At 73.1% G+C, this 14,842-nt stretch carries 13 protein-coding genes; 3 read left to right on the forward strand and 10 right to left on the reverse strand.

Going from position 1 to position 14,842, the window contains the following annotated elements; genetic code table 11:
• Window position 1: 1 nt before the first annotated feature.
• The 4 genes from AB4091_RS17225 to AB4091_RS17240 are packed head-to-tail and all read right to left on the reverse strand — an operon-like array spanning window position 2 to window position 5,524.
• Entirely contained in the window at window positions 2-1,021 is a 1,020-nt protein-coding gene (locus AB4091_RS17225) for a glycosyltransferase family 4 protein (RefSeq protein ID WP_442293218.1), read from the reverse strand.
• Window positions 1,018-2,172: a glycosyltransferase family 4 protein gene (locus AB4091_RS17230; protein ID WP_442293220.1), complete on the reverse strand. Its 1,155-nt coding sequence runs from the start codon at window positions 2,170-2,172 to the stop codon at window positions 1,018-1,020. Before AB4091_RS17230 ends, AB4091_RS17225 begins: the two co-directional genes overlap by 4 nt.
• Window positions 2,169-3,524 carry an O-antigen ligase family protein gene (locus AB4091_RS17235; protein ID WP_442293222.1) on the reverse strand — a complete coding sequence of 452 codons (1,356 nt, stop codon included), beginning with the start codon at window positions 3,522-3,524 and terminating at the stop codon, window positions 2,169-2,171. Before AB4091_RS17235 ends, AB4091_RS17230 begins: the two co-directional genes overlap by 4 nt.
• Complete coding sequence (locus tag AB4091_RS17240) at window positions 3,521-5,524, reverse strand: glycosyltransferase (protein WP_442293224.1); 2,004 nt, start codon at window positions 5,522-5,524, stop codon at window positions 3,521-3,523. Before AB4091_RS17240 ends, AB4091_RS17235 begins: the two co-directional genes overlap by 4 nt.
• A 109-nt stretch (window positions 5,525-5,633) precedes the next feature.
• Here AB4091_RS17240 and AB4091_RS17245 point away from each other — a divergent pair, with 109 nt between their 5' ends.
• Window positions 5,634-7,046 (forward strand): polysaccharide biosynthesis tyrosine autokinase, encoded by a 1,413-nt coding sequence (locus tag AB4091_RS17245; protein ID WP_442293226.1) that lies wholly within the window; start codon window positions 5,634-5,636, stop codon window positions 7,044-7,046.
• 54 nt (window positions 7,047-7,100) lie between these two features.
• Here the strand turns inward: AB4091_RS17245 and AB4091_RS17250 are convergent, their stop codons facing one another.
• Together AB4091_RS17250 and AB4091_RS17255 are read right to left on the reverse strand one after the other, a co-directional pair.
• Window positions 7,101-7,409 carry a PqqD family peptide modification chaperone gene (locus tag AB4091_RS17250; RefSeq protein WP_442293228.1) on the reverse strand — a complete coding sequence of 103 codons (309 nt, stop codon included), beginning with the start codon at window positions 7,407-7,409 and terminating at the stop codon, window positions 7,101-7,103.
• A complete protein-coding gene (locus AB4091_RS17255) occupies window positions 7,406-8,296 on the reverse strand; it encodes a nucleotidyltransferase family protein (protein ID WP_442293230.1) in 891 nt (296 codons plus the stop codon). Before AB4091_RS17255 ends, AB4091_RS17250 begins: the two co-directional genes overlap by 4 nt.
• Window positions 8,297-8,362: 66 nt before the next feature.
• Here AB4091_RS17255 and AB4091_RS17260 point away from each other — a divergent pair, with 66 nt between their 5' ends.
• Entirely contained in the window at window positions 8,363-9,007 is a 645-nt protein-coding gene (locus AB4091_RS17260; RefSeq protein WP_442293232.1) for a hypothetical protein, read from the forward strand.
• A 2-nt stretch (window positions 9,008-9,009) separates the two neighbouring features.
• On the opposite strand, the gene AB4091_RS17265 is transcribed toward AB4091_RS17260, so the two are convergent.
• Window positions 9,010-10,071: a glycosyltransferase family 4 protein gene (locus AB4091_RS17265; protein ID WP_442293234.1), complete on the reverse strand. Its 1,062-nt coding sequence runs from the start codon at window positions 10,069-10,071 to the stop codon at window positions 9,010-9,012.
• Window positions 10,072-10,176: 105 nt separating this feature from the next.
• Between AB4091_RS17265 and AB4091_RS17270 the strand changes: the two genes are divergently transcribed.
• Window positions 10,177-11,370: a glycosyltransferase family 4 protein gene (locus AB4091_RS17270; protein WP_442293236.1), complete on the forward strand. Its 1,194-nt coding sequence runs from the start codon at window positions 10,177-10,179 to the stop codon at window positions 11,368-11,370.
• On the opposite strand, the gene AB4091_RS17275 is transcribed toward AB4091_RS17270, so the two are convergent.
• From AB4091_RS17275 to AB4091_RS17285, 3 genes are read right to left on the reverse strand one after another with little or no spacing between them, the layout of a single operon-like run.
• The gene (locus AB4091_RS17275; protein WP_442293238.1) at window positions 11,336-12,907 is read right to left on the reverse strand and encodes a lipopolysaccharide biosynthesis protein; all 1,572 of its coding nucleotides are present in this window, start codon (window positions 12,905-12,907) and stop codon (window positions 11,336-11,338) included. The genes AB4091_RS17270 and AB4091_RS17275 overlap by 35 nt on opposite strands.
• Window positions 12,894-13,844 (reverse strand): hypothetical protein, encoded by a 951-nt coding sequence (locus AB4091_RS17280; protein ID WP_442293240.1) that lies wholly within the window; start codon window positions 13,842-13,844, stop codon window positions 12,894-12,896. The genes AB4091_RS17275 and AB4091_RS17280 overlap by 14 nt, the downstream gene beginning before the upstream one ends.
• A gap of 3 nt (window positions 13,845-13,847) precedes the next feature.
• Window positions 13,848-14,822 (reverse strand): glycosyltransferase family 2 protein, encoded by a 975-nt coding sequence (locus tag AB4091_RS17285; protein WP_442293242.1) that lies wholly within the window; start codon window positions 14,820-14,822, stop codon window positions 13,848-13,850.
• Between the last annotated feature and the right edge of the window lie 20 nt (window positions 14,823-14,842).

Genomic DNA, 14,842 nt, shown 5'->3' on the forward strand with positions numbered 1-14,842 from the left:
GTCAGACCACCGTCGCATAGACGTCGGCGGTCGCCTGCGCCTGGTGCGCTGGCGTGAACGACGTGCGCTGGGCCTGCTGCAGACGGAAGCCGTACGCGTCACGACGACCCGGGTCCGACACGAGGCACGAGAGCAGCTCGGCGGCACGGTCGACGTCACCCGGCGGGTGCAGCGCGGCACCGGTCACGCTGCCGACCGTCTCGAGGTGTCCGCCGGCAGCCACGGCGACCACCGGCAGCGCGGACGCCATCGACTCGAGGACGGTGAGCCCGAGGCCCTCGATGGAGCACGGCGCGAGGAGGACCGACGCACGCTCCATCAGCGAGGCCACGTCGCTGCTGTGCCCGAGGAAGCGGGTGGACCCGCTGATGCCCACCTCGTCGGCGAGGGTGCAGAGCCGGGAACGCTCGGATCCGTCGCCGGCGACCTCGAGTCGCCAGCCCTGGTCAGCGACGCCCGACTGCGCGAAGGCCCGGAGGGCAAGGTCGCCCGCCTTCTCCGGCTCGAGGCGCTGGGCCAGCAGGACGACGGGCTCCCGCTGGGCGGCGGGGCGTGTCGTCGCGGTCGACCCCACGCCGGGGTGGATGACGACGCTCTCGCCCGCGATCGCCCGCGAGACGTAGTGGCTGATGGCGATCTGCGCAGAGACGCGCCGGGCCGCACCGACGGCGGCGATTGTCGAGACCGGGTTGCTGCCGCGGTCACGGGCGAAGTGGCGCGTCACAACCAGTGGTGTCGCCACGCCGAGCATCGCTGTGGCACAAGCGATCTCAGCCGCCGTCATGTGGGCGTGCACAATGTCCGAGCTGGGCGCCCACCTGCGGACTGCGGCAAGGACGTGAGCCACGGTGCCAGCCGGCAGGGTGCGCACGCCGGGGCCGACGGCGGACGCCATGCGGGTCGGGTCGCCGCCCACGACCATGACCTCGTCTCCGGCGTCGGCCTGCGCCCGGGCGAGCCGGGCGACATGGCTCTCGACGCCGGCGAAGGCATCCGAGCGCACAGCGTGCAGGATTCTCACCGCCTGCCTCCGCTCTCGACGGAGTCCCGTTGCCGCGCGTGGGCGTCGGTCAGGACCTCGAGATAGCGCCGCGCCACCTCGGACCAGGCTTGGGCTTCGGCACTGGCGCGGGCCGCAGGTCGGGACGTGTCGGCGTCGAGCTCGAGCGCTCGACTCAGGCCCGCGGCCAGACCGCCCGGCGTGCCGTCGACGACCGCGCCGTTGAGGCCCTCCGTGACGACGTCGGGGACGCAGCCCGTCCGGGTCGCGACGACCGGGACTCCGCAGGCGAGCGCCTCCAGCACGACGAGGCCGTAGGACTCGTAGGCGCTCGGCATCGCGAGCACGTCGGCCGCGTGCAGCCAGGGCCGCGGATCGGCGTGGCCACCCGCGAACCGCAGCCGTTCGCCGAGTCGGAGCGCCGACGGCCTGGAGGTCTCCACCGCGACGAGGTCGGGTGTGCCACCGACGACGACGAGGTGCACCTCCGGACCCAGCAGGCCCACTGCCTCGAGCAGGACCGGCAGACCCTTGCGTCCGAACTCGTTGCCGATGAAGAGAACCATGCGGTCGCCGGCACCGAGCCCGAGCCGCTCACGCGCCTGCCGACGCTCGACGGCGGTGGGCGGCCGGAACCTCTCGACGTCGACCCCGTTGCCGATCACGACGGTGGGGAGGGACAGGCCCGGATAGGTCTCGCGGAGCAGCCGCTCCTCGTCGCTGACGAGGTTGACCACGAGGCGGTGGTCGCCGTGTCCCGCGTAGCGCCAACGGTCGCGCGTCGTGGTGAACAGGTGGAGCGGGTTGCGCAGCATCCGGAGCCAGTAGCGGCCGCGGGCCCGCATGGCCGCCTGGACGATGCCGTGGTTGACGTAGACGTCGCCGGCGAGGGCGTCGTTGTGACAGACGGACAGCTGGTCGGGGTGGTCACGGAGATGAGCGCGGGCCCGGCGGGTGCCGACGGTCGAGAACCAGACGACCCGGGCGAGCAGGGACAGCCGGCCCGCAACTCCCCCGCTCGCGGTGGGCAGCCACGAGCCCCCGGCCTCGTCGAGGGTGAACCGACGCACGTCGACCCCCGCCCGGAGCCACTCCTGCTCGAGGTGGAAGGCCACTGCACCCACCCCGGTGCCCGGGCCGATCTCCGGGGTGATCTGGACGATGGTGGTCACGTTGCGGTCACCGACACCGGCTGCGGACGGTGCACCGACGCAGGCGTCAGACCTGGGCCGGCGGACGTCTCGGTGTGCCACTTGGCACCGAGGCAGATGCCGAGCACGACGAACGGCAGGGACCCCATGACGGCCGCCCAGAAGAGGTCGAACTGGCCCTGGACGAGACGCGAGGCGAGGACCGCCACGGCCAGTGAACCGAACACGGGGTCGAGGCGCCAGGCCACCCTCACCGCGACGACCATGAGGATCACGAAGGCAGCCAGGCCCACGACACCCGCAGAGGTGAGCACCTCGATCTCGGCGTTGGGCGGCTGGAAGGAGAACGGGAACCGGTCGGTGTACCACCACCGCAGACCCACCCCGAACCACGGGTCGGACTGCCAGACGGTCATCGAGTCCTGGAACCAGGTCAGCCGCTGCAGCACGGAGTTGAAGCGGTTGTCGGACTGGAGCTGGTCCTGGACGAGGTTGGTGACGAAGAGGACGAACGGGCCGAAGAGAAGGAGCAGCAGCTTGGGGCGTCGACGCTCGCCGTCGGAGCGGAGCACCAGCAGGAAGACGCCGGCGACGACGCCGAGCACGGCCTGACGTGACTGGGTGAAGAGGACGGCGACGAAGGTGAGGGCCATGAGCAGGTAGGACGCGCGCCGGGTCAGGCCCACCCAGCTGGGCCGGGCACAGGCCACGACGGTGCCGAGCCCACAGACGGTCCCCGCGAAGTTCTTGTGCATGGAGAAGGGGAACGACGGGTAGACCGCCTGGAAGTCGCCGTGGGCGAACTGCACCACGCCCTCGGCGATCGTGATGACAGCCAGCACGCCGATCGTGGCGAGCAGCAGGCGGATCCCGGTGCGCGCATGGCCGTTCGCGCCGACCGCCCAGCCGACCAGGAGGGAGCCGGAGACGAGCATCCAGGTGTGGGCCCACTCGACGGCGTTGGCGGCGTACGGGTTGTTGACCACGGTGGCAAGGGTCGCGAACTGGTAGATGGCCGAGGCCCAGAGCACGTGCCGCAGGCCGGGTGAGAAGGGTCGCCTCGCCAGGAAGAGCGCCGGAAGTGCGGCCGCAGTGAGGGCGACGTCCGAGATCGAGAGGTCCACCCCACCCCCTCCGACGCGCAGCACGACGAGGAGCAGCGGGAGCACGACCAGCGGCAGGAGGCCCGGCTGGACGGCGGTCACACCCACTGCGAGCACCGCGACGGCGATGACGGCAGCGGCGACCGGTTGGGTGACGGCGAGGCGGCCGACGAGGAGCAGCAGGACGACGCCGCCGGCCACCAGCACGGCGCGGACGAGGGCATCCCTCGTCACCCGCTCGCGCAGGCGGTGCTGCACGGCGCCCGTCACGTGACGCCTGCCGGTTCGGCCGATCGGGCCCAGTCCGCGGGCCGCACCTCGGAGGCCGCCGGACCACGCACGTAGAGGCGCACCCGGTCGCGCGCCGCCCGGCCCCGCTCGCCGCCGAGCACCAGGGCTCGCGCCGCCGAGCCTGCGATCTGTCCCGCACGGCCGACCTGCCATCCGGCTGCGCCGAAGTGCTTGCGGAGGTAGATCTCCTGGGCCGCGTGGAAGTGGCCCTCGCGTCGTGTCGGGTCGGTGCTCGTCGCAGCGCCGATGTGCATGGCGTGCGCCTCGGGCACGACGGCGTGCCTCCACCCGAGCCGGGTGGCGCGGTAGGCCCAGTCGGTCTCCTCGGCGTAGAGGAAGAAGCGCTCGTCGTCGAAGACGCCGACGTGCTCGATCGCCTCGCGGCGCAGCAGCAGCACCGACCCGATGACGTAGCGCGACCGGCGCCGGCGACCGAGGCCGACCGCGTCGACCCACGTCGCCAGCGGTGACGGGAACGGCCACTCGACCCGCGAGGAGTCGCCGACCGAGTCGACCTGTGCCGGACCGACGCTCGCGAGGTCCGGCGCGGCCAGCATCGCCGTGCGCAGCCTCTCGACGTCCTCGGGGCTCACGACGGCGTCGGGGTTGACGAGCAGCACGTCGGCACGCGGGTCGACCCACCGGAGGCCCTCGTTGACTCCGGCCCCGAAGCCACCGTTGCGCGCGGGGTCGACGTAACGGGCACCGGCCCGCTCCGCGACCTCTCGCACGGCGGCCGACGAGGAGTTGTCGACGACCGTGACCGGCAGGTCGGCCAGCGGGGCCAGCGCGCCGGCGAGGAGCTCGGGCTGGCCGTACGCGACGACGACGACCTCGAGGGGGCGCTCGCGGGTGCCGAGCACGGTCGAGGGCCTGTCCCACGTCTTCGTGGCGGCGCGGTACATGGCGTCGTGCGCGGTCGCCACGACGTCCCACGAGGTCGCAGCAGCGCGGGCCAGCCCCGCCTCCCGGAGGCGCAGTGACACATCGGGGTCGCGCACGATCTCGGCGACGGCCTTCGCCAGCGCCGCCTCGTCGCCCTCTGGGACCACGAGCGCCGCGTCGCCGACGACCTGGGGCAGGGCGCCGCTGTCACTGACGACGACCGGGACGCCGCAGGCCATCGCCTCCAGCGCAACCCGACCGAACTGCTCGACCCACGAGGGTGTCGTCAGCGACGGGACGGCGAGCACGTCGAGGGAACGGTAGAAGTCGGGCAGGCGCTCCGGCTCCAGCGAGCCTAGAAACTCGACGCGGTCGGTCACGCCGAGCGCGGCTGCGAGCTGCTCGAGCCGGCGCCGGGCGGGTCCGTCACCCGCGAGCCGACCACGCAGGTCGCCATCGAGGGCGAGCGCCCGGAGCAGCACGTCGACGCCCTTGGCGTGGTCGAGGCGGCCGGCGAACCCGACCACGGGCGCATCGTCCGGCGAGCCGGCATACGGAGTGCTCAAGGGGCTGAAGAGGCTGAGGTCGGTGCCGAGGTCGACGATGCGGGCGCGGCCCGGGAACCCCTTGCGCTCGACGATGCGCCCCGCAGCGGCGTTGCAGACGTTGACGCCACTGGCATGGCGCAGGGCCGCCCGCTCGAGCCAGCGGAACGGTAGCGGGTGGCGCTTGTCGAGGTTCTGGGCGGAGTAGAGCAGGTAGGGAGCACGCTGCCGGCGCAGCCAGCGCAACGCGAGCACCTCCGCGGTCGCGAGGGCGTAGGGCTCCTCGTGGATGTCGATGACGTCGACGGGTCGCCCGAGGGCACGCCACACAGGCCTGGGGTCGTAGAGGAACAGCGCAGGGTGCGATCCGAAAGTCGTTGCCGCACAGACGTCTTCGTCGTCCCTCGGCTCGAGGCGCACGGCACGTCCGCCCTCGGCCCACGACACGGCCGTCACCAGGTCGACCCGGTGACCCACGCGGCGCAGCGCACGCTCCCGCTCACGCCACGCGTCGACGACGGCGCTGTGGCACACCCGCAGAGCCCACATGACCCCCACCCCGCTCCCAGTCCCCCGGCCGATGTCTCGTACTCGGCACAACCCTTTGGATGATATGGGAGGATGCGCCTACGTACCGTCGAGTTGGCCGGGGGGGTCAGTGACGTTTCGAGAGTTCCTCAGCGTGCTGGGCGCTCGGTGGCGGATCATCGCGCTGAGCCTGCTCGTCGTGGTTGCCGCGACGGCTGTCCAGACGATGCTCACACCTGCCGTCTACACCTCGAGCGCCAAGATCTACCTCCGCGCGACGCAGCCGCCGAGTGCGGGCACGGGCAACCAGGTCACGACGTATGCCGTGTCGGCAGCCGATCTCGCGACGTACCTCGACGTGCTGACCTCACCGTCGGTCATGGACCCGCTGCGCGCGCGGCTCGGGCTCGACCCCGGCACTCCGCTGTCGGTGACGGGCGAGGTGTCGCAGACCTCCAACATGATGACCATCACCGCGACGGGCGGCGACCCGCAGCTCGTGGCGCGCGTCGCCACCGAGGCGGGTCCGGTGCTGGCCGACGTGGCCAAGAAGTTCTCGCCGCTGCTCGCCTCGAACGGGCAGTCGGTCGAGGCAGACACCATCGTGCCGGCCTCGGTGCCGGGTGAGCCAACGTCGCCCAACGCCAAGCGCAACCTCGCTCTGGGCGGTCTGCTCGGCCTTGCGCTCGGCATCGGCCTCGCGCTGCTGCGCCACACCCTCGACACCAAGGTGCGCACGGCTGACGACATCAAAGCCGTGTCGAGCCGGCCGATCCTCGGTGACCTGCCCGTCGTGAAGCCGGTGAAGGACGGGCTGCTCTCGCTCGAGACCGACCCGCACGGCCGTCACGCCGAGTCGATCCGGCGGCTGCGCACCAACATCCTCTTCGTCGACGTCACCACCGGCCGGCACTCGTTCGTCGTGACGTCGTCGGTCCCGGGCGAGGGCAAGACGACGACCACGATCAACCTGGCGCTGGCGATGGCCGATGCCTCGTCCAAGGTGCTGCTCATCGACGGCGACCTGCGCAAGCCCGCGGTCGCGCGCACCATGGGCCTCGACGGATCGTTCGGTCTCACAACGCTGCTGCTCGGCCAGGCCGCACCCGAGGACGTCATCCAGCGCTGGCGCGAGACGTCGCTGCACGTGCTGCCGGCGGGGCCCGTTCCGCCGAACCCCAGCGAGCTGCTGGGCTCCGAGCCGATGGAGGCGCTCTTCGGCAAGCTGTCGCACGACTACGACTTCATCCTCGTCGACAGCCCGCCGGTGGTCCCCGTCGTCGACGCGGTGCTCATCAACAAGCTGACCCACGGGCTCATCATGGTGGTCGGTGCCGAGCGCACGAAGAAGCGCGACCTCGCCAGCGCCGTGCAGTCGCTCGAGACGGTCGATGCCCCGGTGGCCGGCTTCGCGCTCAACATGGTGTCGGCCGGCTCGTCGGTCGCCCATCGCTACGGCTACTACGGCCAGCCCTCCGAGGGGGAGCACAAGCCCAGCCGAGGCGAACGCCGACGCCACCACCGCGAGAGCCGGCACGCCTGACGGGTCGCGCCTGACGGGTCGCGCCTGACGGTGGCGGCTGACGGTCGCTGCCGCTCAGCCTCGTCGAGGCTCCGCGGCGGCCCGACCTTGACCGTCCACCCGCTGCAGCAGCCCGCGCGCGCACAGCTCGTCGACGAAGGCCTCGACGTCGGCCGTGATGTCCGCCTCCACCTGGCCGACCGCACCGGCGACCCGTGCGACCCACCCGGCGGCGGGCTCGCCCGTGGCCTCGCTCCAGATCAGGGCGGCGGCGCCCTCGAGCACGACGATCGGCCCGGCGGGCAGGCTCGCCACGTAGACGGTGCCGCCGTCGTCGGCGACGGTGACACCGGCGTCGGCCGACACGCGGAAGGCTGCGGTCACCGGCCGGCACCGGCGCGACGTCCCACGACCTCGCGCACCCCCCGTGCCGGCCGGCCGAAGAACTCGGCGACGACCTCGCGTCGCGTGACGGGTCGACCACGCACCAGGGTCAGGTGCTCGACGTTGACCAGCACCGAGCGGGCCGCCACGACGGCCGAGGCACGCAGCCCTTGCGCTGCCCGCACGCGGGCGCGCCACTCCTCCCAGCGGGTGCCACCGCGCGAGGCCACCCGCCAGAGGTCGTATGCCGGGTCGTGACGGTGCTCGTCGAGCGTGCCGGTGATGACGGAGAAGCCGAGCCCGGCGTCGAGGCGGCCGACCCAGTCGAGGACACGGTCTCGCTGGTCGCCGCCGGCGGAGGTCCAGACCGACTCGATGTCGTGCAGGCCCTTGGGGTCGCCGCCACCCCGGGCGGCGTGGAGCAGCAGGAGCACCGCCTGCGCGTCGCGCGAGGGGACCGCGCACTCGAGGCCGCCGAGCACCGTGGTCTGCCGCTGCGCCCACAGGGTCTCGAACGCCTCCCCCGGCGTCGGCCCGGTGCCGGGGTAGATGCGATGCAGGTCGAGCAGCCCGAAGTCCCTGTGGCGCAAGGTCGCCGAGTGCTCGAAGGACGATCCGTAGGCGAACGAGTTGATGAGCTCCCAGTCATGGCGGCGCAGCTCGTCGAGCAGCGCCGAGACGTGGTCGGGACGAGCGAGCACGTCAGCGTCGGAGTAGCCGCGGCCCGGCACGAGGGTCGGATCGAGTGCGGCGCCCTTGACGTGGAGCAGATCGAGGCCGAGGCGGTCTGCGACCCACTGCGCGGAGGCGTGGGCGAACCCGATGCGGACCTCGAGAGGCACCGTCGCCGGGGCGGCGGAGTCCTCTGTCGTCTCCTGGGCTGCCATCGCGAACCCCTTTAGACTGCAGAGGGACTGGTCGATCGCACCCTAACAGCCCAGGTGGAGGCGCCGATGCTGCGACGTGATCGCCTCCGGTGGGCGCTGGCCGCTGCTGCGAGTGCGTGCGCCTTCGCCGTCACCGGCCTCCTCAGCATCCGCACCGGCTGGGGGGTCGCACTCGACGGCGCCGTCGACTCCTGGGTGCTCAACGAGCTGCCCGAGGGCCTGCGCCTGCTCCTGAGCGATGCGGCCCGCCCCCTGGTCATCGTGGTGCTCACTCCGGTCGTCATCGCCCTCGCCCTGCTGGCGCTCGCGCGCGGAGCCTGGCGTCGCGCCGTCGCAGCCACGTTCATCCCCTCCGCGGCGACGGTCGCGGCCCTGGGTCTGCCGCTGCAGAACGTGCTCGGGACGGGCACGGACGCCTTTCCCTCGCACCACGCGGCGGCGGGCATCGGGCTGCTCGTGGGGTTGGGCGTGGTCTGGCCACGGCCGGTGAGCCGACGCTGGCTCGTCGGACTCGGGGTGCTGGGCTTCCTGGTCGCTCTCGGCAACGTGTCGTGGCACGCCCACCAGCCTCGCGACGTCGTCGGCAGCGCCCTGCTCGTGGCCGTCGTGGCCGCGGCAACCTTCGCCCTGCTCGGCGGCGACAGCCCGAACCTCGCACCGAGCGTGGACGAGCCGAGCCGCAGGACTCCCGAGCCGGCGCCCTCGACCTGACGTCAGGCGCACACCGAACGCCACACTCGGGCGTGCCCCTCGGCGCTCGCCTCCCAGGTGAACCGCCTCGCTCGCTCGAGTCCCCGTCGGACCATCGCCTCGACCGCGGGCCCCCCGGCCAGCACGTCGAGCACGCCGTCTGCGAGCGCCGGCCCGGTGGGTTCGACGAGCAGCCCGCCGTTGCCGACGACCTCGGGCAGCGAGGAGCGGTCGGACGCGACGACGGGCACTCCGGCGGCCATGCCCTCGAGGGCCGGCAGCCCGAAACCCTCCACGAGCGAGGGGACGACGACGGCCGAGGCTGCGGCATACAGCCCGGGCAGCAGCTCGTCGGCGACCCTGCCGACGAGACGCACCCCGGGCAACGTCGCGAAGAGCTCGGTGCGCCGTGGGTGCGGTGGACCGGCCAGCACGAGCGTCACGTCGGGTCGGGCGGCGTGCACCGTCGGCCATGCCTCGGCCAGGGCTGCGAGGTTCTTGCGCTCGGAGGCGCCGCCGGCCGTGAGGACGTAGGGCCCGGTGACGTCGAGGCGGGCCAGCGCGTCGGCGGGGAGCGGCGGGGCGCCGAGGTAGCGCGCCTCGACGCCGTTGGGCACGACGACGGGGTCGGCCAGCCCGAGCAGGTCGACGGCCTCTGCCGCTGTGAAGGCGGACACGCAGACCACTGCAGCCGCGCGCCTCAGCTCCTCGGCGGCCGCCCTGACCGGCGCGGACTCGTCGGCGTAGCGCCAGGCCACGACGTCGTGGAGCGTGACCACCTCGTGCGGGGCGGGCGGCAGCTCGAGGCCCATCCGATGCACCAGCCCGCCCCCGGCGTACGCGAGTCGTCCCGCCGCGGCGCGCGCCCGCGGTGACGCCCCGGCGAGCCAACCCATCGGCAGGCGAAGGCTGCCCGGCAGCGACGAGCGCAGCGACCGCGTCGCGACGTGCCGCACGTCCCACTGCTCGCCGGGTCCGGACAGGCCCGCGAGCGCCGCCGGGGCCCGGGAGATGACGTGTCGTTCGTAGGCCTGCGCGCCCATGGGCACAGCGGTGGCCGTCGTCACGATCGAGAGCCGGGGCACGCGTGGTCCTTGCTGTCGGAGTTCGGGACGGGGCTGCCCTCGCATCGTAGATTGAGACCGCACGCGTGCGGCCGGACCACGCGAAGACGACGGGGAGGAGTCGCGGTGGGTCGTCGCGTCGCGCTCGTCACGTCGTCGTACCACCCGCACCTCGGCGGGGTGGAGTCGCACGTGCGGCACGTCGCGCGCGAGCTGCGCACCCTCGGCACCGAGGTCGAGGTCTGGACCGTCGACCGCGGTGACGAGCCGGGTGACCGGCCCGGCGTCACCGAGCTCGACGGCACGGTCGTGCGCCACCTGCCCACCCCGATGCCGGCGCGCTCGGCCCGTGCGCTCGCGAGCTTCGCCACCGCCGCGCCCCGCGCGTGGCTGTCGTGGCGGGCCGCCTTCCGCGCCTTCCGACCCGAGGTGCTGCACGTGCAGTGCTTCGGACCCAACGGGCCGTATGCCGCCGCGCTGGCCAGGCGCACCGGCACCCCTCTCGTGCTCTCCGCCCACGGCGAGACGTTCATGGACGACCACGACGCCTTCGGCACCTCCGCCCTCATGCGGGAGGCGCTGCGCCGCACCATCGCGTCAGCGGCGGTCACGACCGGCTGCTCGCAGCAGGTGCTCGACGACCTGCGCGAGCGCTTCGGTCTCAGTGGGGGCGTGGTCGTCCCGAACGGCGTCGGTCCGGCGCCCGCCACTCCCGCAGAGGGGCCGGCCGCCGAGGGCGTCGACCTGCCCGACGGACCCGTGGTCTTCGCGGTCGGGCGGCTCGAGACGACCAAGGGCTTCGACCTCCTCCTCGAGGGGGTGGCTGCCTTGGACGGTGGCCTCTCACCGAGCCTTGTGATCGGCGGCGTCGGCTCCCAGCGCGACGCGCTCCTCGCTCTCGGCGAACGGCTGGGACTCGGCGACCGCCTGCGGCTCGTCGGGCCGCTGGACGAGGCGGGCGTCCACGGGTGGATGACGCGTGCCGACGTGGTGGTCATGCCGAGCCGCAAGGAGGCCTTCGGCATCGTCGCCCTCGAGGCGTGGCGCGCGGGAACGCCTTTGGTGGCAACGTCGTTGGGTGGTCCGGCCTCGTTCGTGACCGACGGCGTGGACGGCATCCTCGTCGACCCGGTCAACACCGCGGCCCTCGCGCACGCGCTCGAGGGTCTGGTGCGGGACCCGTCCACCGGTGCCGCACTCGGGGCTGCCGGAGCCGAGTCCGCCACGCGCTTCACCTGGGAGGCCGTCGCTCGGGCCTACGTGACCCTGCACGAGCGGGCCACCGCTACAGCGGCGAGCGGTCCTCCAGACCGGCCGTGAGCAGGCCGAGCAGTGGCGCGCCGAGACGACGGGCCGGGGCGGGGATCCCCCGCGTGACGGCATCGGAGTCCGCTGGGGTCAGGCCCGACCGTGTCACCCGGAGCACGACCACGTAGAGCACCCCGCCGGCCACCGCGGCGCCCACCGCCTCGAGCCACGGGTTGCCCTGCAGGACGTCGGTGGCGAGGAGCAGCAGCCCGGCGAGCGCCGCGCCGACGAAGCACGGAAGGGCGTCGCGCAGCGCGAGGCGCACGGTGATGTCGAGTCCCCGCAGCTCGGAACGTGCGAGCAGGAGCAGGCTGGTCATGGACCCGCCGATGTTCGCGATGACGGCACCCCAGATGCCCAAGGGAGGGATGAGCGCCACGGCGAGGACGACGTCGACGACGAGCGCCACCGAGGTGGCCTTGAGCATCTCTCCGGCCGAGAGCCGGGCCGAGACGAACGCCACGACCGGGCCGCCGACGGTCACGAAGCCGGCTGCGACGCCGAGCGCGACGACGACCGGTCCGGCCTCGGCGAACTCCTGGCCGTAGAGCACCGGCACGAGCACGGCGAGCGGCACGACGGCGACCGCCTCGACGACGCCGACGACCGTCGCGCCCGAACGCATCACGCGCCGGAAGGCGGGACGCACGGCCGGTGCGTCGACCTCGAGCAGGCCGGAGATGGCGGGAACGAGCGGTCCCACGAAGGCCTGCGCCGGTGCGAAGACGTGCCCGGCGAGCCCGAAGGCGAGGGCGAAGACTCCGACCGCAGCCGGCGTCGTCAGCCAGTTCATCAGGAAGATCTCGCTGCGCGACATGACGAGCCCACCGATGACGCCGGCCACTCCCACCGGCAGCGCGTAGCGCCAGAACCCGGTCGGCATCCCCCTCGGCAGCGCGGGCCGCAGCACCGCCCGCCGGTAGGACGCCGAGATCGGGATCAGGCAGAGGGCGACGGCCACCCCGGTGACGATCAGACGCGTCGTCCAGACCGCGTCGGGGGTGCGGGCCAGGAGCACGACGGCGACCACCGCGGCCTGGGTCGCCAGGGACGTGACGAGTGCGATCTTGGCCCCGTCTGCGGTCTTGTTCTCGATGGCGAGGCACGCGACGGCGCCGTCGAGAGCCGCCGGGAAGACGATGCCGAAGACGACGGCGATGACGAGCGCCCCCACCGGGACGTCCGCGAAGAGCAGCACGACGACCGAGAGCACCGGGGCCACGACGAGCAGGCGGAAGCCCTGCGACTGCGACAGCAGCCTCGACACGGCGTCGGTGCGTCCGGCGGCGTGGGCCTTGGCCCCGAACTGCACCACGGCAGAACCGAACCCGGCTGTGAGGACGCGAGCCACGACCTCCATGAGGGCGGTGAGGAAGGCGAGCCGGCCGTAGTCGGCGGCCCCCAGCACGCGCGCCATGAGGAGGTTGACGAGGAACGCGACGGGGATGGCGATGAAGGTGTGCACGACGGTCCACACCGCCCCGCGCACCGCACTGTCCTGCAGTCCCCCGCGGCTCAGCGCCCCGGTCGGCTGCTCACTCCCCTTCACGACCCACCCCGTTCCCCCGGTCGAGCGCGTCCATCAAGGTCGCGCTGCGCCCCGAGTGGACCTTACGACAGAACGGTGAGCCGGATGCCCGGATCTCGTCGAGGTCGTCCAGCGTGAAGGTGCGCGTCGAGTCCGCCCCGGGCTCCCAGACGGAGTACGACACGGGGATCGAGGCCACCGGCGGCGTGGCGGCCGACAGGACGGTCTGCAGGGCCGACTCGTCGGGGATGACGGACCGCTCGTAGAGCTGCCGCAGCGCGGTGCCGGGCCCGAGGGCGCGCAGCACGAGCTCGAGGTGGTCCCGGTCGACGGCCAGCCACTGGGACCCGAGCTGGAAGCGGACGGCTGGTGCCGGCACACGCCGCCTGACTCCCACGTGCACGCCGCGACCCCGGTCGACGAGGCGCAGGGCCAGGAGCGGTTCCACCCGGTGCGCGAGCGCCCTGGCGGCGCGGGCCGAGCCGCCCCCGCGACGCAGCGACCGGGTCAGCCACCGGCTCGCGAACCAGCGGTAGGTGTAGCGCGTGAGCTCGTCGTCGCCGGTGCCGTGCCGGCTGCCCCAGGCCGGGGCGTAGTGCAGAGGTCTGGCCGTGCCCTGCCAGCCCCCGCGGGCGAGCAGGTCGTCCTCCCACGTCTCCAGAGGTTTGACCGGGTAGCACTGGCCCGACACCAGCACGACGAGATCGGGGTCGACCGTGTCGCGAGCGGTGCGCATCGCCTCGAGGGTCACCTCGACGAGCTCCCACGAACCCCAGTCGGTGGCCCGTCCGTGGGTGTGCACGTGGACCCGTTCGTCGTCGACGACGGGAGCCGGGTGGTGCCGGTCGTCGTGGGTGACGAACACCGACGCCTCGGGGCTGGAGGTGAGGATGGCTCGGGCGAGCCGGGCGACCTGGTCGGGCTGCGTGTGGCTGAGGACGACGTACGCGGCTGGCACGGGTCAGGGCCGTGTCGGTCGCCGGTCGCCGAGTCGGGTGCGGATGGCGGCAGTGGTGCCGACGGCGAGCCCCCCGAACGCGGCGGACGCGTGGAGCGCCCTGCCTCCGACGCTGCGCACGCGCTGACGCGGGCTGCGACCGGTGGCGACGACGGCCTTAGCGCCGTCGACGAGGATGTCGCCCACCTGCCGCAGCGCCGTCCCGTAGTAGCGGCGCAGGATCGGCGCGTCCATGCCGAAGGCGTGCGACAGCAGCACGATGTGGTTGCGGTTGCCGTAGAAGGTGTAGCGAACGTCGAAGCGGCGACCCCGGGTGTAGGGCGCCGCCACGTGCTCGACGAGGGCCGACGGCGTGTAGACGACGCGATGACCGGCCCGGCCGAGCCGGAGCATGATGTCGCTCTCCTCGCGCAGGCAGGTGCCGGGGAAGAGGTCGACGATGCCGCCGATCCCCTCGAGGGCCGACCGGCGCACCGACATGTTGGCGCCGAGCACGTGGTCGACGTCGAGGTCGCGGCCGGTGTCGGCGGCGAAGTTGCCGGTCAGCGTCCCGTCGGGCAGCAGCCGGCCGACGGCGTCGTGCCCCTCGTGCTCCTCGCCGGGCCGGCCGTTGCTGGCCCGGCCGCCGACGGCCCCGACCGACGGGTCGGCGTAGCGGGCCAGGATGTTCTCGAGCCAGTCGGGCTCGGCGTAGGCGTCGTCGTCGATGAACGCCACGATGTCGGACCGTGTCTCGGCCACGCCGATAGCACGTGAGGTGGCGAGGGTGCCGGGGCCGGCGTCGTTGCGGATGTAGCGCACGCCCGGGAAGTCGGCGACGACGGCCGCCGTCAGGCGGTGTGGTGACGAGTCGACGACGACGATCTCGTCGGGCGTGTGCGTCTGGAGAGCGAGGTGCTGCAAGCAGATTCGCACGTTGTCCGGGCGGTTGAAGGTCGCGACGACGACGTCGACCGACAGGGACGGGGCCTCAGGCATGGGCTGAGTATCGCAACCGG

This window comes from Terrabacter sp. 2RAF25, assembly GCF_052115265.1.
Classification (GTDB): Bacteria; Actinomycetota; Actinomycetes; order Actinomycetales; family Dermatophilaceae; genus Terrabacter.

Coding starts and splice junctions, on each gene's coding strand:
- AB4091_RS17240 (WP_442293224.1), bottom strand. CDS start 5,524: ATGTGGGCTCTGCGGGTGTGCCACAGCGCCGTCGTCGACGCGTGGCGT.
- AB4091_RS17285 (WP_442293242.1), bottom strand. CDS start 14,822: ATGCCTGAGGCCCCGTCCCTGTCGGTCGACGTCGTCGTCGCGACCTTC.
- AB4091_RS17260 (WP_442293232.1), top strand. CDS start 8,363: ATGCTGCGACGTGATCGCCTCCGGTGGGCGCTGGCCGCTGCTGCGAGT.
- AB4091_RS17255 (WP_442293230.1), bottom strand. CDS start 8,296: ATGGCAGCCCAGGAGACGACAGAGGACTCCGCCGCCCCGGCGACGGTG.